General features: G+C 61.9%; 15 protein-coding genes, 2 tRNA genes and 2 rRNA genes. 11 read left to right on the top strand and 8 right to left on the bottom strand.

From position 1 onward, the window contains the following. Positions 1-231 precede the first annotated feature (231 nt). The 4 genes from LY254_RS04115 to LY254_RS04100 all read right to left on the bottom strand — a co-directional run bounded on the left by LY254_RS04115 (position 232) and on the right by LY254_RS04100 (position 3025). A complete protein-coding gene (locus tag LY254_RS04115; protein ID WP_247479092.1) occupies positions 232-699 on the bottom strand; it encodes a hypothetical protein in 468 nt (155 codons plus the stop codon). 25 nt (positions 700-724) lie between these two features. After that, on the bottom strand, positions 725-1060 hold the full coding sequence (mazF, locus tag LY254_RS04110; RefSeq protein ID WP_247479090.1) for an endoribonuclease MazF: 336 nt from the start codon (positions 1058-1060) through the stop codon (positions 725-727). Continuing rightward, positions 1054-1290: an AbrB/MazE/SpoVT family DNA-binding domain-containing protein gene (locus tag LY254_RS04105; protein ID WP_247479088.1), complete on the bottom strand. Its 237-nt coding sequence runs from the start codon at positions 1288-1290 to the stop codon at positions 1054-1056. Before LY254_RS04105 ends, mazF begins: the two co-directional genes overlap by 7 nt. An 82-nt stretch (positions 1291-1372) precedes the next feature. Then, positions 1373-3025 carry an AarF/ABC1/UbiB kinase family protein gene (locus LY254_RS04100; RefSeq protein WP_247479086.1) on the bottom strand — a complete coding sequence of 551 codons (1653 nt, stop codon included), beginning with the start codon at positions 3023-3025 and terminating at the stop codon, positions 1373-1375. Between the two features lie 31 nt (positions 3026-3056). Between LY254_RS04100 and LY254_RS04095 the strand changes: the two genes are divergently transcribed. The 3 genes from LY254_RS04095 to LY254_RS04085 are packed head-to-tail and all read left to right on the top strand — an operon-like array spanning position 3057 to position 5961. After that, complete coding sequence (locus LY254_RS04095; RefSeq protein ID WP_247479084.1) at positions 3057-4454, top strand: aminotransferase class I/II-fold pyridoxal phosphate-dependent enzyme; 1398 nt, start codon at positions 3057-3059, stop codon at positions 4452-4454. Between the two features lie 8 nt (positions 4455-4462). Further along, positions 4463-5077 (top strand): precorrin-6Y C5,15-methyltransferase subunit CbiT, encoded by a 615-nt coding sequence (gene cbiT / locus LY254_RS04090; RefSeq protein ID WP_247479082.1) that lies wholly within the window; start codon positions 4463-4465, stop codon positions 5075-5077. Then, on the top strand, positions 5074-5961 hold the full coding sequence (locus LY254_RS04085; RefSeq protein WP_247479080.1) for a phosphatidate cytidylyltransferase: 888 nt from the start codon (positions 5074-5076) through the stop codon (positions 5959-5961). The genes cbiT and LY254_RS04085 overlap by 4 nt, the downstream gene beginning before the upstream one ends. Here LY254_RS04085 and LY254_RS04080 read toward each other — a convergent pair. From LY254_RS04080 to LY254_RS04070, 3 genes are read right to left on the bottom strand one after another with little or no spacing between them, the layout of a single operon-like run. Continuing rightward, a complete protein-coding gene (locus LY254_RS04080) occupies positions 5958-6557 on the bottom strand; it encodes an LmeA family phospholipid-binding protein (protein ID WP_247479078.1) in 600 nt (199 codons plus the stop codon). The genes LY254_RS04085 and LY254_RS04080 overlap by 4 nt on opposite strands. After that, entirely contained in the window at positions 6550-7434 is an 885-nt protein-coding gene (locus tag LY254_RS04075) for an alpha/beta fold hydrolase (RefSeq protein WP_247479076.1), read from the bottom strand. The genes LY254_RS04080 and LY254_RS04075 overlap by 8 nt, the downstream gene beginning before the upstream one ends. Continuing rightward, positions 7427-8539: an iron-containing alcohol dehydrogenase family protein gene (locus tag LY254_RS04070; RefSeq protein WP_247479074.1), complete on the bottom strand. Its 1113-nt coding sequence runs from the start codon at positions 8537-8539 to the stop codon at positions 7427-7429. The genes LY254_RS04075 and LY254_RS04070 overlap by 8 nt, the downstream gene beginning before the upstream one ends. Positions 8540-8575: 36 nt before the next feature. Here LY254_RS04070 and LY254_RS04065 point away from each other — a divergent pair, with 36 nt between their 5' ends. The 3 genes from LY254_RS04065 to gap all read left to right on the top strand — a co-directional run bounded on the left by LY254_RS04065 (position 8576) and on the right by gap (position 11130). After that, entirely contained in the window at positions 8576-9424 is an 849-nt protein-coding gene (locus tag LY254_RS04065) for a cation diffusion facilitator family transporter (RefSeq protein ID WP_247479073.1), read from the top strand. A gap of 72 nt (positions 9425-9496) precedes the next feature. Continuing rightward, positions 9497-10036 (top strand): hypothetical protein, encoded by a 540-nt coding sequence (locus tag LY254_RS04060; RefSeq protein ID WP_010317866.1) that lies wholly within the window; start codon positions 9497-9499, stop codon positions 10034-10036. Between the two features lie 92 nt (positions 10037-10128). After that, the gene (gap, locus tag LY254_RS04055) at positions 10129-11130 is read left to right on the top strand and encodes a type I glyceraldehyde-3-phosphate dehydrogenase (RefSeq protein WP_247479071.1); all 1002 of its coding nucleotides are present in this window, start codon (positions 10129-10131) and stop codon (positions 11128-11130) included. On the opposite strand, the gene LY254_RS04050 is transcribed toward gap, so the two are convergent. Then, on the bottom strand, positions 11109-12008 hold the full coding sequence (locus LY254_RS04050; protein WP_247479070.1) for an AEC family transporter: 900 nt from the start codon (positions 12006-12008) through the stop codon (positions 11109-11111). The two genes, gap and LY254_RS04050, sit on opposite strands and share 22 nt — an antisense overlap. A gap of 71 nt (positions 12009-12079) precedes the next feature. Between LY254_RS04050 and LY254_RS04045 the strand changes: the two genes are divergently transcribed. From LY254_RS04045 to LY254_RS04025, 5 genes are all read left to right on the top strand, one after another. Then, the gene (locus LY254_RS04045) at positions 12080-12388 is read left to right on the top strand and encodes a hypothetical protein (RefSeq protein WP_247479069.1); all 309 of its coding nucleotides are present in this window, start codon (positions 12080-12082) and stop codon (positions 12386-12388) included. A gap of 576 nt (positions 12389-12964) precedes the next feature. Beyond that, a 16S ribosomal RNA gene (locus LY254_RS04040) occupies positions 12965-14449 on the top strand. Between the two features lie 174 nt (positions 14450-14623). Beyond that, positions 14624-14697: transfer RNA gene (locus tag LY254_RS04035), tRNA-Ile, on the top strand. A 25-nt stretch (positions 14698-14722) separates the two neighbouring features. After that, positions 14723-14795, top strand: a tRNA-Ala gene (locus tag LY254_RS04030). A 405-nt stretch (positions 14796-15200) separates the two neighbouring features. After that, positions 15201-18076 (top strand): 23S ribosomal RNA (locus tag LY254_RS04025). Together the 16S and 23S rRNA genes with 2 tRNA genes alongside form the textbook arrangement of a ribosomal RNA operon. Positions 18077-18085: the final 9 nt, after the last annotated feature.

Here is an 18085-nt window from a genome sequence, read left to right as displayed (position 1 = left end):
GCGGCTGGATCCTTAAGACATTCCTCCCATCTTCGCATGTGATCGCTATCTCTTGGCAGCCATCTCTGCCTGATTGTGGGTAGAGATCAGCGACTCAGAACTTTTGCTTTCACTACATTAAAAAAATCTGTATCTGAGCGCACTAGGCGTGGTCTCCCCTTTCGGTGGAAGCGCTCGGCCTTCGTTTTGCTGATGTCCGCTATGCAGAAGTTGCATAACGGCTTTAGCGGCTTAGAAGAATTCGTCGAAGTTGTCGAAGTCGACGGCGCTGAACGTGCCGTTCTCCACCTGGGTCATTAGCCGCTCCAGCTGGACCCAGAGCGCGCCGGCGGTCGCCATCGACAGCACGAAGGCCACCAGTAGGGCCGCTCCCGAGGAGAAGCCGAAGATCTGGAGGCTGCCGCCGATGAAGAGGGTGATGCCAACGACGATCCCCGTGTAGGGCAGGTTGGTCTCAAAGTTCCCCAGGGGCAGCAGTGCCAGTCGGTCCTGCTTCCAGCCATCAAGCTTGTTCTGAACCAGCCTGGCGAAGGTCAGTCCGCAGAGGATCCCCATGGCCAAGCCAATCCCCGACAGCACATAGGGAGGCTGGAACATCGGGGCGAATTCCAGCAGGATCTCGCTGGGGTCCAGGTCGCCGAAGTCCCCTGTGGCCAGGTCCTGGGCGGCTTCGCTCAGGTTGATCGGGGCCAGGGACATCGTGCGAGGGTAAATCGCAACGACCCTAGGAGGTCAGGAGGGTTCCGATGAGCTTCACGGCCTGGTCCACGACATCAGGCGGAGACTTTTCAATGCGTTCGGCCTGGCGAGCACGCCAGTCGAGGCTTCTGAGTTGATCCGTCAGGACAACGCCTTGCACGGTTCCCTGATTCGGCAGAACCACTTCGAACGGGTAACCCTTCGCTTTGCTGGTGATTGGGCAGACCAGGGCGAGGCCTGTCTTGCTGTTGTAGGCCGCCGGTGAGATCACCAGTGCTGGCCTGCGCCCAGCCTGCTCTCTGCCTTGCTGAGGCGTGAAGCTCAGCCAGATCAAGTCACCGCGTTCCGGTGCGCTCACCATGTCTCGCCTCCAGAGGGCTCGCCCCACTCGATCTGGTCATGGCGGTTCTCGTCGGTGATCTTTGCCAGCAGCGCGTCAAGTTGAGCGGGAGGGGCCAGCTCAGCACGCAAGGCTCCCGCCTCGACGCTGACTTCCATCTCACTGCCTGCCCTCACTCCGAGTTCGCTGGCGTAGGCCTTGGGGATGCGTAGCCCGAGACTGTTTCCCCACGCTTGAACCTTGACCCGCATTGCCGGGTTGCTACGTCTAGCCAAAGTCTATCCATACCTTTGCGGTCTGAGCGCTACTCCGTTCAGCCTTCCCGTTTTTGGCCTAAGCGGCCAGCGGGTTCAGCCGAGTGAGCAAGCGGCCAGCGACACGGCGCGGCGAGAAGGTGCGGCCCAGCAATTGCATCAGGCCGCGCAGATCTTCGGTGTTCAGTCGGTTGTCGCGCACCAGGGTCAGCAGCAACCGCTGCCTCAGGCTCTTGCCCTCTTCGCCGACGAGCAGCTTCAGGCCCGCGCCGGCGACCGGCAGCAGGTCCGTGGCACCGCCACCGCCGTCGTCGTTCTCGACCACCTGCAGCAGGTTCTCCAGGCGCTCCAGCTGCAGGCGTCCGTCGCGATCGAACAGCACCTCCATCAACTTTTCGCGCATCTCGGCGGTGTCCCCCGCCAGCAGGCGCCGGGCCACATAGGGATAGGCGACGTTGATGATCCGGAAGCTGGGATCCAGGCGCATCGCCAGGCCCTCCTGGCTGACCACTGCGCGGATGATTAGGGCAAAGCGGGCCGGCACTCGGAAGGGATAGGCGTACATCAACTCCGAGAAGCGATCGGTGATCGCCTTGAAGTTGAACGAGCCGACGTTTTCCCCGAGCGCGCCGCCGAGGACCTCCTCGAGAGCGGGGATGATCGGGGTGAGGTCCGTTTTGGCGTTCAGGAAGCCCAGATCGACGAAATCCTGAGCCAGGCCCTCAAAGTCGCGGTTGATCAGGTGCACCACCGCCCCGGTCAGGGTCAGTCGGTCGCTGTTGCTGATCGAATCCATCATCCCGAAGTCCACGTAGGCCACATGGCCCAGGGCTCCAGTCCTGCCTGGAAGGGCAAAGAGGTTGCCGGGGTGGGGATCGGCGTGGAAGTAGCCGAACTCCAGTAGCTGCTGCAGGCCGCTGATCACGCCCGTGCGGATCAAGGAGGCGGGATCGAGGTGTTGGGCCTCCAGCTCCTGACGCTGCTGCAGTTTCGTGCCGTTGATCCAGGTGGTCGTCAGCACCCGCTGGCCCGAGAGGCTGCGGTCCACCCGCGGCACGATTACCGCTGCATTGCCTTCGAACATCCGCGCGAAGCGCTCGGCGTTGTCCGCCTCTTTGCGGTAGTCGATCTCCTCAAACAGGGAGCGGCCGAACTCATCAATGATTTCCCCGAGGCCAAAGCCCAGGTTGAGGGGCAGCAGCGGAGCGGCCATCACCCCCAGCAGCCGGATTAGCACCAGATCCCGGCGCAGCTGCCGCTCGAGCTTGGGGCGCTGCACCTTCACGGCCACCCAGTTCCCGCCGACGGGTTTGGCCCGGTACACCTGGCCCAGGCTCGCGGCCGCTACCGGGTAGTCCGGGAACTCTTCAAACAGTTGCTGGACAGGGGCCCCCAGGTCGGCCTCGATCGTCTCCAGGGCGATGGCGTGGGGGAAGGCCGGCAGGTTGTCCTGCAGTTGGGTCAGCTGATCCAGCCAGTCCCGCCGCACTAGGTCCGGGCGGGTGGAGAGGGCCTGGCCCACCTTGATGAAACAGGGCCCCAGCCCAGTCAGGGTGGTGAAAATCTTCTGCCCCAGGCGCTGCTGCACCTTCGGGTCGGGATTGTTGGCCTGGAAGACCAGCACCAGCGCCAGGCTCAGCAGGCTGCTGAGCACCACGACCAAGCGGCCGACCAGCTGCCAGGGCCGCAGCAGCAGCCAGCGCAAGTCACGCCCCGGGTCGTAGGTGCTCATCCAATCCGCCAGCAAGTTGCAAACTCTAGGAATGGTGTTGCTCCAGCAGCTGCTTCAGGCGCGCCGGCCCCGGTTGCCGCTGCATCTGCCGGCCCACGGCCGCGGGCGGGGCCTGGCGCCGGCCCTGGTCCGCTTGCTGCGCCAAGCCCCCGGCCGCTGGGATTTGCCGGAGTTGCCTGAGATCGGTGGACCGCTTGAGGGCGAGGGCGCCGTGGCGGACAGCCAACGGGCCATGGCGGATCTACTGGGAGCCAAGCGCTGCTGGTACGGCGTCAACGGGGCCAGTGGCCTGCTGCAAGCGGGTCTGCTGGCCCTGGCGCAACCGGGAGAGCGGGTCCTGCTGCCGCGCAACCTGCATCGCTCCCTGCTGCATGGCTGTCTGCTCGGGCAGTTGGAGCCGGTTCTGTTTGATCTGCCCTTTGATCCGGCCTCGGGTCTTTGGCTGCCGCCGAGTCCAGAACACCTGGAGGCGGTGATTTGCGCGGCCCTGGCCGAGGGGCCTCTTGCGGCGCTGGTGCTGGTCTCCCCCAGTTACCAAGGCCTCGCTTGCGATCTGGCGGGCTTGGTGGCGCTGGCCCACCGGCAGGGGCTGCCGGTGCTGCTCGATGAGGCCCATGGCGCCCACTTGGGTCTGGATCCGCGGCTGCCGGCGACTGGCCTGGGCGCTGGGGCGGATCTGGTGGTGCAGTCCCTGCAGAAGGCCGCCGGTGGTCTGGCCCAAAGTGCTGTGCTGCTGCAGGGTGCAAATAGTGATTTGGATCCCGGGCAGATCGAGCGGGCGCTGCTTTGGCTGCAAACCTCCAGCCCCAGCGCCCTGCTGCTCGCCTCAACGGAGGCGGCACTGCTGCATCTGCGCAGCACCCAGGGACGCCAGCAACTGCGCCGGGCCCTCGATCAGGGGCTGCGGCTGCGCCAGCGCCTCCAGGCTCTTGGCTTACAACTGCTGGAGAACCAAGACCCGCTGCGGCTGAGCTGGATCTGCGCCGCCGATGGCATCAATGGCCTGGAGGCCGATGAGTGGTTGATGCAGCGGGGGGTGATCGCGGAGCTGCCTGAGCCGGGTTGCCTGACCTTCTGTTTGGGATTGCAGCCGCCCAGGGGCCTGCTGCGGCAGTTGCCTGCGGCCCTACGCCAGTTGCGCCGGTCGCTTGGCAGCGATGAAGTGTTGTCCTTTAACCCTCCGCCGTTGCCCCTGGTGGCCAGCCCGGAGCGGCCCCTGGCCGAGGCCTGGCGGGCGCCGGCAGACGCGGTGCCCCTCGATCAGGCCGCCGGGCGCCTGGCGGCGGAACCGCTCTGCCCTTACCCCCCGGGGATTCCCCTGTTGATTCCCGGCGAGCGCATCGATGGGCCTCGGGCCGCCTGGTTGCAGGAGCAGCGGCGGCTTTGGCCCCATCAGATCGCTGATACGGTGAAGGTGCTGATCGCGTGAGGCGGAGCATGCCCGCGGCAGGGAAGGGCTCCTTCCAATGGGACTTCGTTACCCCGGGTTTGCCGGATGCGGCCTTTGCCGATGCCCCCGGCTTCAGCCCGACCCCGATGGAGCAGCGGGTGATGCTGCTCTCGCACCTGCGGCCCAAGAGCGATTCCCTGGTCTGGGATGTGGGCGGCGGCACCGGTGCCCTGGCCCTGGAGATCGCCCGCTTGATGCCCGCCGGAGCGGTCCACACCCTCGAGCGGGATCCCGACGGCATTGAGCTGCTGGAGCGCAACCGCCGCCGCTTTGGCATTGAGAACCTGCACATCCACCAGGGGGAAGCGCCCGATGGCCTGGCGCAGTTGCCGCCGCGCCCGGATCGGGTGCTGCTGGAGGTGGGCCGTCCCCTGCGGGATGTCCTGCATCAGGTCTGGGAGGCCCTGGTCCCAGCCGGGCGCCTGGTGATCAGTACCGCCAGCCTGGAGGGGCTGGTGGACGCCACCGATACCTTGGGGCAACTGGCGGCGGTCGATCTGCAGGTGGTGCAAGCCACGGTTCACCGGATGCAGCGCCGCGGCAGTCAGGCCCGCTTGGCGGCCGCAGAACCTCTGTTTTTGATTGCCGCGGAACGCCCTTGATTCCTCCCCCGCGCACACGAACCTCCCCCCAGCGCCTGCTGAGCGGCTACGCCGCCGGTGCCTTTGGCTTGTTGGTGGTGGGGCTGGGGGGCTGGTGGTTCACCATCGCCCTGGGGGTGATGGTCCACCTGGGCCTGCTGGAGTACTTCGACCTGGCCCGGGCCAAGGGCATACGGCCAGCCAGCAAGACCACCTTGGTGCTGGTGCAGCTGCTGCTGATTACCACCCAGTGGGCCCATGGCGGCGATGTGGCGGGGGTCGGCTTTGCCTCGGAGCTCTCCGCTGCGGTGCTGCCGGTGGCCGGGGCGATCATCTGCGGCTGGCTGCTGTTGCAGCCCGTCACCGGGACGATCGCCGATATCGCCTCCTCCATCTTTGCCCTGTTCTATTTGGGCTATCTGCCCAGCTACTGGATTCGCCTGCGTGATCTCACCGATCCGCTCTTGGCGCCGAATCTTCAGCACTGGCCTTTGCCGCTGACCTCGGGGATGGTCTTGATGCTGATGGCCTGCCTGCAGATCGTGGCGACGGACATCGGCAGCTACATGATTGGCCGCCGCTACGGCCGCACCCCCCTCTCGCCCACCTCTCCGGGGAAAACCGTGGAGGGGGCCCTGGGCGGGTTGATCTGCTCGATGCTGCTAGGAGCCCTATTTGGCGTGCTGCTGGGCTGGAGCTGGGGCTGGGCGATTGGTGCCCTGCTTGGGGCGATGGTCACGGTTTTCGCCCTGGTGGGGGACCTGACCGAATCAATGATGAAGCGCGATGCCGGTGTCAAGGATTCGGGCGATTTCCTGCCCGGCCATGGCGGCATCCTCGATCGCATCGACAGCTATCTGTTCATCCCGGCGGTGTTTTTCACCGTGGTGACCTTCCTGGCCTAGGGACTGACCGTCGCTCTGCCGCTGACCAGCAGCCGGCTGGACTGCAGTTCCGCCCGTTCGATGGTGATGTTGGGGTCTCCGGGCAGGGCATAGCGCTGGGGACCATCGCTCTGCTGCAGGACAACGCAGCCAGCCTCCGCCAGCGGCTGGGTCGCCATCTCCCGGCCCTGGGCGCGCACCAGCAGCTGGTCGCCTGCGATCGTCAACTCCTGCAGCGGCGTCAGCCCCAGCAGTGCCTCGCTGATTTGATCGCCTAGGCCGCGCCAATGGGCACTGCTAAACGAGCGGCTCAGGCCAGGGCCACTGAATTCGGCGCTGCCCGTCACGCTGAAGGATTGATCCAGCTGCAGGGACTGCCCCTTCATCAGCCGGCCGATCTGGATGCTGATCGCGCCGCTGCGCAGCTCCACCCGCTCGATCTCAAGGGCACTGAAGATCGCCTTGCGGGCCACCAGGCTGACCCCCTCGAGGCGTCCCCGCAGTAGGGCCAGGGTGGAGCCGTGCAGCTGGAGCTCGAGCTGATCGACGGACTCGCATTGCTGGCGAATCCAGAACTGCAGACCACTGGCCAGCAGCTGCAGAACGGGATCAGCCATGCCAGGTGCGCACCACGGTGTCGGGCTGATCGATGTGGGGCAGATGCCCGCAATCGCCCAGCTCGGTGATGCGCTCTCCTAACAGAACTGCAGTGTCGGCCTTGGCTTTGCCCTGCAGGATCCGGTCATTGGCGCCCCAGAGCACCTGCAGTCTCTGGTGCGGTAGCGGCAACCCGCAGCCTCCGAAGCCTCCACTGCCGGCAAAGGCCGCGAGGGCGGGGGCCCAGTTGGGGCAGCGCAGATGGATCGAGGCGATCTCCAGCTCGGCGGGCCCGACATCACGGTCGGGTTGGGCAAAGGCACTGCGGCAGAGCCCGCGCCGAATCGCCGGCAGGGCCAAAAAGCGCGCGCCCAGTTGGTTGAGCAGGGGCGGAACCGGCATGGGTTTGCCCGTCAGACCCGCTGGGGCAAGCAGCAGCAAGCGATCGATCTGGTGCGGGCGCCGGCGGGCCAATTCCACGGCGGCCGATCCGCCCATGGAGGCACCAATCAGGCCAACCCGCTGGGCGCCACTGCGCTCGAGGACCGCATCGAGCACGGCTTCCAGATGGCGCAGCACCCCCGCGGGGCTGTAGTCGCCGCCCTGGGGGCGGGGGCAGAAGCCAAAGCCGTAGAGGTCGGGGATGAATAGTTGGGCGTGGGCTGAGAGCAGCGGGCTGAGCCGCCGAAATTCCAGATGGGAACTGTCAAAGCCATGCAGCAGCAGCACCGGCGCTCCAGAGCCCAGGACCGCCACGGGCCAGGGTTCATGGGTTTGGTCGCAGGCGCTCGGCAGGTCCCACCACTGCACCGCCCGAGCGATGGCCTGTCCTTTGGGATCCAGCAGGGTTTTGGCGGCGCGCTCCAGCAGCTGCCGCTGATCCAGGTGCTCAGGCATCCACGCTGCTCAGGGCGGCGGTGGTGCTGACCAGGGCCGCCAGGACATCGGCTGGACCGACGCTGAAGGGCAGGTGATGGAGATCTGAGCCAGGCCTGCAGGCAAAGTCCGCCACCTCCTGGAGCTCCGCGAGGCTGGCCTGGGCGAGCCCGAGGTCTTTCAGGCTGACGGGCAGCGCAAGTCGTTGGAAGAAGGGCAGCAGTTGCCGCCTGGCCTGGGCCGCCAGCTGGCTACCCCCGACGCTTTCCTCCAGGCGCAGTTGCACCAGGATTCCAAAGCCCACCTTCTCCCCGTGGAGTTGGCCGTGGCTGGCCTCCAGTTGGGTCAGGCCGTTGTGGACCGCATGGGCGGCGACGGTGCGGCAGCGGGCGCCGCCAATCCCTCCGATCAGGCCGGCCGTCAGGCCGCTGGCTTCCGCCACGCGCACCCAGGCCTCGCCGCCGACCTCCCCGAGGGCCTGCTCGGCCTCCAGCAGCAGTTGATCCCGCAGCACCCGGGCCTGTTGCACGGCCTGTTGCACTAGGCCATCGCGGCTGGCGCCGCTGCTGACGGAAGCCTCGTACCACTTGGCCATGGCATCGGCGATGCCGCTGGCCAGGGTGCGGTTGGGGGCTGAGGCCACCAGGCCGTGGTCGAAGACCAGCAGCTCCGGGCAGTGCTCCAGAGCGACATCTCCCTGGAATGCCCCCTGGGGGCTGTAGAGATTGGCCAGCGCCGTCCAGCCAGCGCAGGTGGCGGCACTGGTGGGCACGGTGATGCAGGGGAGCCCCAGGCGGTGGGCCAGCAACTTGCCGGCATCGAGCACCTTGCCGCCGCCGCAGGCCACGACCCCATCACAGCCCTGGGATTGGCTCAGCTCCGCTAGACGGATGAGGTCCTCTTCGCAGCAGTCGAACTCGAGCTCCGCGCTGACCGCCCGTAGGCCTTGGGTCTTGAGATCGGCTTCGAGCCCAAGACGCAGTTCTCGGGTGGCCGCGCTGCGGCCGAGAAGCAGCGGTGCTTGGCAGAGGTCCGCGATCAGCGGCAGTGCTTCAGCCCAGGCTCCTTCGCCGCGCAACACGTTGGCGGGTGCAATGGCGTGTTGCTGAACGGCGGAGACAGCCATGGACCGGATTCCAGAAATCCACTCTAAAAGTGGGACATGGGTCACCACGACCACCACCATCACGCTGGGGCGTTTCGCTGGAGCGTGCTGCTGAATGCCTTCCTGACGGGAGCGCAGTTGGCGATCGGCTTTGGCTTTGGCTCCCTCGCCTTGATCGGCGATGCGATTCACAACCTCGGGGATGTGGTGGGCCTGCTCTTGGCTTGGGGCGCAGAGCGGCTGAGCTTGAAGCCCCCTCGCGGTCGCTTCACCTATGGCTTTGCCCGCAGCACCCACCTGGCGGCCTTGATCAATGGTCTTCTGGTGTTTGGTGCGGGCCTGCTGGTGGTGGTGGAAGGCCTGGACCGGCTGCAGCAGCCCGAACCCCTGGTGGCTGGGCCCGTGGCCGTTGCTGCCGCTGCAGGGATTGCGATCAATTTGCTGTCCGCGCGGTTGTTTGGGGCGCAGGACCATCTCGATCTCAATCGCCGCGCGGCGGTGCTGCATCTGCTGAGCGATGCGGCGGTCTCAGCCGCTGTGTTGCTCAGCGCGATCCTGGTGGCGCTGACCGGCCGCACGGAGCTCGATGCGATCACGGCCATTGCGGTCGGTGCAGCAGTCATGGTCAGTGCCTATGGGCTGCTGAAGCAAGCCCTGGCGGCAAGCCTTGATGCGGTCCCGGAGGGGCACGATCTGCAGTCCATTGAGGCGGCCTTGCGGGAGCTGCCGGGGGTGTTGCGCGTGAGCGAACTCCATGTCTGGGGCCTGGGTGGCCGCCGGGTGGCGCTGACGGCCCATTTGCAGGTGCAGAGCGAGCCATCGGTTGATCTGCTCCGCCTTGGCGAGGAGCGCCTACGCCAGCTGGGCATCGACCACAGCACCCTGCAGATTGAGCCCCAGTCCTGAGGGCCATTCGGTTTTCCCCTACCCATTTCGCCCCTGGCCCATCAGATTGGAGACAGGTCGGCTCGGAGGGGGATGGCAAGACGCAGCTGGAGGCGGCGCCTGGGCAATGCCCTGATCCGTTGGGGCCAAGCCCTGAAACCAGCGCCGCCGGCGCGCCCGGTTCCGACGCCGCAGAAGCGCTCGGCCGTCAGTCAGATGCCAGGCCTGCGCTCGCCCCTGACGATCGACAAGGCAGTTCGCAACAGGGACCTGAGTGTTCTCAAGCGGGAGGCCAGCGATGCGCTGGCGGCCCTGGGGGCGGCCCATGCGGTGGTGAGCTCAGCGCGGCTGGCTCAGATCCAGACCATCCGCTCGGAGGTGGATCGCGGCACGGTGGAGCAGGACGCCTTAATCGAGGTCGCAGGCGACTACCAAGCCTGGCAGAACGATCAGGTGCGTCTGTTTGATGCCCTGGCGTTGGTGCTGGGGATCACGGTTCCAGAGGGCTCTGCTTTCGATCAGATCGATGAGGAGATGACGGCAGCGGCCACTGAGCACCTCAATGCCCTGACGGCGGAATACCAGCGTCGACTGCTGAGCGACCAATTTGAAACGGAGCCCCAGGAGGGCTGATTGGCAGCCTTTTTGATCTAGGTCTGCTGTTTTTTCATCGACAGACCCGGAACACCCGCTGTATTGGGGAGTGGCATTCGGGGCCCCTTCCCTTGACCGTTCGGATCGGCATCAATGGTTTTGGTCGGATTGGCCGCCTGGCCTTCCGCCGCGCGATGGCCACTCCCGGGGTTGAGGTGGCGGGCATCAATGACTTGATTGATGTCGATTACCTGGCCTATCTGCTGCGCTACGACTCCACCCACGGCCGCTTCAAAGGCGAGGTCAAGGTGGAGAACGGTCAGCTGGTGGTCGATGGGAACGCCATCCGGATTACGGCTGAGCGGGATCCAAGCAACCTCAAGTGGGATGCCATTGGAGTCGACACGGTCCTCGAGAGCACGGGCTTTTTCCTGACGGATGCCCTGGCACGCACCCACATCGAGGCCGGGGCCAAGCGGGTGGTGATGAGCGCCCCCTCCAAGGACGAGACCCCGATGTTCGTGATGGGGGTGAACCACAGCAGTTACGCCGGCCAGGACATCGTCTCCAACGCCAGCTGCACGACCAACTGCCTGGCGCCCTTGGCCAAGGTGGTCCACGACAACTTCGGCATTGTCAGTGGCTTGATGAGCACGGTCCACGCCACGACGGCCACGCAGAAGCCTGTGGATAGCCCGTCGCTAAAGGACTGGCGCGGTGGCCGCGGGGCCGGCCAGAGCATCATTCCCAGCTCCACTGGCGCTGCGAAGGCTGTGGGCCGGGTGATCCCAGAACTGAACGGCAAGCTCACGGGCATGGCCTTCCGGGTCCCGACCCCGGATGTCTCCGTGGTCGACCTCACGGTGAATCTGGCCAGGCCCGCCAGCTATGAGCAGGTCAAGGCGGCGATGAGGGCCGCCTCTCAAGGGGAGTTGAAGGGAATCCTGGGTTACACCGAAGACCAGGTGGTCTCCAATGATTTCCTGGGTGAGAGCTGCACCTCCGTCTTCGATGCCGGCGCTGGAATGGCCCTGAGCGACACCTTTATGAAACTGGTGTCCTGGTACGACAACGAGTGGGCCTACAGCTGCAAGTGCATTGACCTGATCACTCACATGGCCGCGGTGAGCTGAAACCAGAGCGGCAGGCTGAGGGCAGCGGCCCCACTGCTCCAGAGCACCAGTCGGGCGGCGGGAAGGGTTTCCTTGCCGCCTCTGTTTTGGGCGTCGGCGGCTTCAGCGAGCAGGAGCACGGACATTGCCGTCGGCGCAGCGGCCTGGAGGACCAGCGCCTGTCGCATCAGCTCCGGTAGTTGCAGCAGTCCGCTCAGGAGCCACATCAAGGCGGGGAGCAGCAGCAGCTTGATCACCAGGGCGCCGGTCAATGAGGGCCTCTCGCCCTGGTCCGCTTGATCGATTCGCTGCAGCACCAGCCCCAGTCGCATCCCCACCAGAAGCAGCAGCATCCAGAGCACGATTCGTGCGGGGAGCCAGAGCCATTGCCCCAGGAGGGGCCCCCATGGGGTGAGTCCGAGGGGGAGGGCCAGGAGCAGGGCCTGAACGACGGGTGTCTTCAGCAGGGTCATCGCCGTGGCTGAGCTTTTCCCTGGCGACAACAGCAGCGGACCGGCACTCCAGGTGATCAGGGTTCCGATAAGGTCATAGATGACGCTGAAGCCCAGAGCCTCACTGGGCAATAGGGCAATGGCGACGGGAAGCCCGAAGTAGCCGGTGTTGCCCACCATCGCCCCCAGCTGCAGGCTGCGGGTGGGAAGCAGGCCAGGGGCCTGGCGGCAGAGGATCAGTCCGCCCAAGGTCAAGCCGGCAATGAGCCCCGCCATGGGGATCGCGCTGAGGGGCAGGCCTCCTTTTAAGAGCAGTCCCGTGAGGCTGAGGGGCATGCCCCAGCGCAAGAGCGGTTGTGCCAGGCGGCTGGGGAGAGTTGGGAAACGCCGGCCCAGCCAGAACCCACCGAGGAGGCAGGGAGCGAGTTCCAGAACGAGGCGAAGCATGGCTGCAGCCTGGCAGCTTGCTCTTGGGCCTGGGCAGAGCTAACGAGGGTGTAGCCGTTGGAGGGGGAGCTGTGGAGGACAGACCGATCACACCCCATGCGGTCCCGATTTTTGATGCCGACGGCAACCTCACCTATGTGGGGGATGACGGTCGCCGCTATGTCGTTGGCCCCCTGCCGGAAACCGACGAGGCCAACGTCGATCGGGTGATGGAGCGCCTTCGGGAGGGACAGGCCCTGTTCTCCCAGATCGAGCAACTCTCAGGGCAGTGGCTGGATCACGTCAGCGGCTCTGAACTGGCCCGTCATTCGGCCCTGGCCCTGCTGTTGACGACCCTGGAGACCTTTCTGAGTGCCCCCGAGTCCGACGAGGACATCTGAGGCCTCCCAGGGAACGCGGACCTGTAGCGAAGGCGACAGCGGCTCTGGTATGTTTGTGGGCCGCTCAGCGATCGCGAGATCACGAGCGGTGAACCGAAAGCCGAGGGAACTCGGTGATGTAGGTTCAACAAGCGGTCGCGAGGCCGCGGACCGAGAGCCCGAAAGACCTGAGAGGGTCGAGCTGAGAAGCGTGTGGTGATCGGTGCACCTGGACAACTGAACGTTTAGGAACTGACGCTTTCACTGCGTTAGTCGCGAGCTGAAGCTGAGAGGCTGAGGTTGATGGTTAACGAAGATGCAGTGAGGGTGTGAGGTCCCGTCAAAAATTTTTTAGTTGTGGAAGCTCATTGCTTGCATGATCTTTTGATTTCACGGTCAAGGGTTGTGTCGGTGTGCAGTGAGTGGAGCAACGACCGGATCTGAGATCCTGGAAAGTCTGAACGAAAGAAATTTTGTTTTGCACTCTTTGAACGCTTCTGTCAGAGGAAGTGGCATCAACTGCGACAGTGCGCCAGTGCTGGAGTGGGTGAAGCAAATCAAATTGAGGCTGCGCGAGCAGTCAATAGGATTTGATCTACAACGGAGAGTTTGATCCTGGCTCAGGATGAACGCTGGCGGCGTGCTTAACACATGCAAGTCGAACGAACCTTCGGGTTAGTGGCGGACGGGTGAGTAACGCGTGAGAATCTGCCCTCAGGAGGGGGATAACGGTTGGAAACGACCGCTAATACCCCATATGCCGCGAGGTGAAATGAATTTCGCCTGAGGATGAGCTCGCGTCTGATTAGTTAGTTGGTGGGGTAAAGGCCTACCAAGACATCGATCAGTAGCTGGTCTGAGAGGATGATCAGCCACACTGGGACTGAGACACGGCCCAGACTCCTACGGGAGGCAGCAGTGGGGAATTTTCCGCAATGGGCGAAAGCCTGACGGAGCAACGCCGCGTGAGGGATGAAGGCCTCTGGGCTGTAAACCTCTTTTATCAAGGAAGAAGATCTGACGGTACTTGATGAATAAGCCACGGCTAATTCCGTGCCAGCAGCCGCGGTAATACGGGAGTGGCAAGCGTTATCCGGAATTATTGGGCGTAAAGCGTCCGCAGGCGGTCTGTCAAGTCTGCTGTTAAAGCGTGGAGCTTAACTCCATTTCGGCAGTGGAAACTGACAGACTAGAGTGTGGTAGGGGCAGAGGGAATTCCCGGTGTAGCGGTGAAATGCGTAGATATCGGGAAGAACACCAGTGGCGAAGGCGCTCTGCTGGGCCATAACTGACGCTCATGGACGAAAGCCAGGGGAGCGAAAGGGATTAGATACCCCTGTAGTCCTGGCCGTAAACGATGAACACTAGGTGTCGGGGGAATCGACCCCCTCGGTGTCGTAGCCAACGCGTTAAGTGTTCCGCCTGGGGAGTACGCACGCAAGTGTGAAACTCAAAGGAATTGACGGGGGCCCGCACAAGCGGTGGAGTATGTGGTTTAATTCGATGCAACGCGAAGAACCTTACCAGGGTTTGACATCCTGCGAATCTCTTGGAAACGAGAGAGTGCCTTCGGGAACGCAGTGACAGGTGGTGCATGGCTGTCGTCAGCTCGTGTCGTGAGATGTTGGGTTAAGTCCCGCAACGAGCGCAACCCACGTCGTTAGTTGCCAGCATTTAGTTGGGCACTCTAGCGAGACCGCCGGTGATAAACCGGAGGAAGGTGTGGATGACGTCAAGTCATCATGCCCCTTACATCCTGGGCTACACACGTACTACAATGCTACGGACAAAGGGCAGCAAACTCGCGAGAGCTAGCAAATCCCATAAACCGTGGCTCAGTTCAGATCGTAGGCTGCAACTCGCCTACGTGAAGGAGGAATCGCTAGTAATCGCAGGTCAGCATACTGCGGTGAATACGTTCCCGGGCCTTGTACACACCGCCCGTCACACCATGGAAGTTGGCCACGCCCGAAGCCGTTACTCCAACCCTTGTGGAGGAGGACGTCGAAGGTGGGGCTGATGACTGGGGTGAAGTCGTAACAAGGTAGCCGTACCGGAAGGTGCGGCTGGATCACCTCCTAACAGGGAGACAAACAACGATTTTGATGCCTGAGTACTTTTATTCTTAGGCCGAAATCCTGTCACCTTAGGTCGATCGGTACCTCAACTTCAATCCTGTGAGTCGCAAGACTGCACAACGATTGATTTTTAGTTCCTAAACGTTGTCTAGGTCACCCCATAGAGGGTTCACTTCCTGGGCCATTAGCTCAGGTGGTTAGAGCGCACCCCTGATAAGGGTGAGGTCCCTGGTTCAAGTCCAGGATGGCCCATTCCAAAATCCATTTTGGATCATTTGGGGGTTTAGCTCAGTTGGTAGAGCGCCTGCTTTGCAAGCAGGATGTCAGCGGTTCGAGTCCGCTAACCTCCACTAACACTACTGAACTCCTAAGCCAGGAAGAGCTTCTTGGTTGGTGACTAGACGTTGTTCCAAAGAATCCACTGGTTCGTCCAGTCGTATTCAGCCTCAGCTCATGTCCGATAACGGATTGAGCTGATGCTGAATTCACTCCTGAGAAGGAGAGGATTTAGCAGAACCTTGACAACTGCATAGGTGAGTCTGGAAAGACAAAAGCATCTCATAGAGGCTAGTTCGCAAGAACTAGTAATTCTATTTTTGAGAGCCGAGACCTTCTAGCGTTCTTCCCAATCCGCCGAGGAGCGGGGAGTTTGATCCTTGTTTCTAACTGGTGAGTGAGCAGAGAAATCTGCTGATTGACTAAGAGAAACTTGAGAGAATGGGCCTCAACAGCCTGAAGCGTTAGGAGGATTAATTGGTCAAGCTACAAAGGGCTCACGGTGGATACCTTGGCACACAGAGGCGATGAAGGACGTGTTTACCTGCGATAAGTCTCGGGGAGCTGGAAAAACGCTTTGATCCGGGAATTTCCGAATGGGGCAACCCCTAGAACGGCCAGCTGAATCTATAGGCTGGCGCGAGCCAACCCAGCGAACTGAAACATCTTAGTAGCTGGAGGAAAGGAAAGTAAAAACGACTCCCTAAGTAGCGGCGAGCGAACGGGGAAGAGCCTAAACCGATAGTTTCGACTATCGGGGTTGTGGGACAGCAACGTGTATCAGGGATGTTAGAGGAAGCGTTTGAATGGCGCGCCATAGAGGGTGAAAGCCCCGTATTCGAAAACTGAACTGAGCTAGCTGTATCCCGAGTAGCACGGAGCACGTGGAATTCCGTGTGAATCTGCGAGGACCACCTCGTAAGGCTAAGTACTCCTGTGTGACCGATAGCGCAACAGTACCGCGAGGGAAAGGTGAAAAGAACCCCGGGAGGGGAGTGAAATAGAACATGAAACCGTGAGCTTACAAGCAATGGGAGCCCTACTGATAGGGTGACCGTGTGCCTGTTGAAGAATGAGCCGGCGACTTATAGGCACTGGCAGGTTAAACCGGAAATGGTGGAGCCATAGCGAAAGCGAGTCTGAATAGGGCGTTAGTCAGTGTTTATAGACCCGAACCCGGGTGATCTAACCATGGCCAGGATGAAGCTTGGGTGATACCAAGTGGAGGTCCGAACCGACTGATGTTGAAAAATCAGCGGATGAGCTGTGGTTAGGGGTGAAATGCCAATCGAACCCGGAGCTAGCTGGTTCTCCCCGAAATACGTTGAGGCGTAGCGTCTAGTGCTCCAGCAGGGGGGTAAAGCCACCGTTTCGGTGCGGGCTGCGAGAGCGGTACCAAATCGAGACGAACTCTGAATACCCTGTGTGTAACTAGGCAGTCAGACTGTGGGGGATAAGCTCCATGGTCGAAAGGGAAACAGCCCAGACCGCCAGCTAAGGTCCCCAAATCAACACTAAGTGATAAAGGAGGTGGGATTGCCGAGACAACCAGGAGGTTTGCCTAGAAGCAGCCATCCTCAAAGGAGTGCGTAATAGCTCACTGGTCGAGCGATCCTGCGCCGAAAATGAACGGGGCTAAGTGTTGTACCGAAGCTGCGGATTAAACTTGTTTAATGGTAGGGGAGCGTTCTATGTGGGGTGAAGCGTTAGCGTAAGCGGGCGTGGACTGCATAGAAGTGAGAATGTCGGCTTGAGTAGCGAAAAAATGGGTGAGAATCCCATTCCCCGAAACCCTAAGGGTTCCTCCGGCAGGCTCGTCCGCGGAGGGTTAGTCAGGACCTAAGGCGAGGCCGAAAGGCGTAGTCGATGGATAACAGGTCAACATTCCTGTACTGATCATGTTTTGGGAAGGAGGACGGAGAAGGCTAGCCAATCCGGATGTTGGTTACCGGTCCAAGCGTTCGAGGCGTTGAGAGCTGGCGAAAACAGCTTGAGCTGAGGCGTGAGTGCGAGCTGCTACGGCAGCGAAGTTGGTGACGTCAAGCTTCCAAGAAAAGCCCTATACCCGTTAAGGCATGATTACCTGTACCCGAAACCGACACAGGTGGGGTGGTAGAGAATACCGAGGGGCGCGAGGTAACTCTCTCTAAGGAACTCGGCAAAATGACCCCGTAACTTCGGGAGAAGGGGTGCCAGCGCGAGCTGGTCGCAGTGAATAGGCCCAGGCGACTGTTTACCAAAAACACAGGTCTCCGCTAAGTCGCAAGACGATGTATGGGGGCTGACGCCTGCCCAGTGCCGGAAGGTTAAAGAAGTTGGTCAGCGCAAGCGAAGCTAACGACTGAAGCCCCGGTGAACGGCGGCCGTAACTATAACGGTCCTAAGGTAGCGAAATTCCTTGTCGGGTAAGTTCCGACCCGCACGAAAGGCGTAACGATCTGGGCGCTGTCTCGGAGAGAGGCTCGGCGAAATAGAATTGTCTGTGAAGATGCGGACTACGTGCACCCGGACAGAAAGACCCTATGAAGCTTTACTGTAGCTTGGTATTGTGCTCGGGCTCGCAATGCGCAGGATAGGTGGGAGGCTTTGATCCATTGCTTGTGGGTGATGGTGAGCCACTGGTGAGATACCACTCTTTGCGAGCTAGGGTTCTAACGGTTACCCGTTATCCGGGAACCGGACAGTATCTGGTGGGCAGTTTGACTGGGGCGGTCGCCTCCTAAAAGGTAACGGAGGCGCGCAAAGGTTCCCTCAGGCTGGTTGGAAATCAGCCGACGAGTGCAAAAGCAGAAGGGAGCTTGACTGTGAGACCTACAAGTCGAACAGGTACGAAAGTAGGCTTTAGTGATCCGACGGTTCTGAGTGGAAGGGCCGTCGCTCAACGGATAAAAGTTACTCTAGGGATAACAGGCTGATCTCCCCCAAGAGTTCACATCGACGGGGAGGTTTGGCACCTCGATGTCGGCTCATCGCAACCTGGGGCTGAAGTCGGTCCCAAGGGTTGGGCTGTTCGCCCATTAAAGCGGTACGCGAGCTGGGTTCAGAACGTCGTGAGACAGTTCGGTCCATATCCGGTGCATGCGCAGGAATATTGAGAGGATTTCTCCCTAGTACGAGAGGACCGGGAGGAACGCACCTCTGGTGTACCAGTTATCGTGCCAACGGTAAACGCTGGGTAGCCATGTGCGGAGTGGATAACCGCTGAAAGCATCTAAGTGGGAAGCCCACCTCAAGATGAGTATTCCCATGGCTTAAGCCAGTAAGGTCACGGGAAGAACACCCGTTGATAGGCTCTATGTGGAAGCGCAGTAATGCGTGAAGCAGAGGAGTACTAATAGACCGAGGGCTTGACCAAATCTCATCT

Source organism: Synechococcus sp. NB0720_010 (assembly GCF_023078835.1).
Taxonomy (GTDB): Bacteria; Cyanobacteriota; Cyanobacteriia; order PCC-6307; family Cyanobiaceae; genus Vulcanococcus.
Note: the sequence above shows the minus strand (reverse complement) of the source record. Positions and strands in the feature narration are given on the sequence as shown.

Coding starts and splice junctions, on each gene's coding strand:
- LY254_RS04115 (WP_247479092.1), bottom strand. CDS start 699: ATGTCCCTGGCCCCGATCAACCTGAGCGAAGCCGCCCAGGACCTGGCC.
- mazF (WP_247479090.1), bottom strand. CDS start 1,060: ATGGTGAGCGCACCGGAACGCGGTGACTTGATCTGGCTGAGCTTCACG.
- LY254_RS04105 (WP_247479088.1), bottom strand. CDS start 1,290: ATGCGGGTCAAGGTTCAAGCGTGGGGAAACAGTCTCGGGCTACGCATC.
- LY254_RS04100 (WP_247479086.1), bottom strand. CDS start 3,025: ATGAGCACCTACGACCCGGGGCGTGACTTGCGCTGGCTGCTGCTGCGG.
- LY254_RS04095 (WP_247479084.1), top strand. CDS start 3,057: ATGGTGTTGCTCCAGCAGCTGCTTCAGGCGCGCCGGCCCCGGTTGCCG.
- cbiT (WP_247479082.1), top strand. CDS start 4,463: ATGCCCGCGGCAGGGAAGGGCTCCTTCCAATGGGACTTCGTTACCCCG.
- LY254_RS04080 (WP_247479078.1), bottom strand. CDS start 6,557: ATGGCTGATCCCGTTCTGCAGCTGCTGGCCAGTGGTCTGCAGTTCTGG.
- LY254_RS04075 (WP_247479076.1), bottom strand. CDS start 7,434: ATGCCTGAGCACCTGGATCAGCGGCAGCTGCTGGAGCGCGCCGCCAAA.
- LY254_RS04070 (WP_247479074.1), bottom strand. CDS start 8,539: ATGGCTGTCTCCGCCGTTCAGCAACACGCCATTGCACCCGCCAACGTG.
- LY254_RS04065 (WP_247479073.1), top strand. CDS start 8,576: ATGGGTCACCACGACCACCACCATCACGCTGGGGCGTTTCGCTGGAGC.
- LY254_RS04060 (WP_010317866.1), top strand. CDS start 9,497: ATGGCAAGACGCAGCTGGAGGCGGCGCCTGGGCAATGCCCTGATCCGT.
- LY254_RS04050 (WP_247479070.1), bottom strand. CDS start 12,008: ATGCTTCGCCTCGTTCTGGAACTCGCTCCCTGCCTCCTCGGTGGGTTC.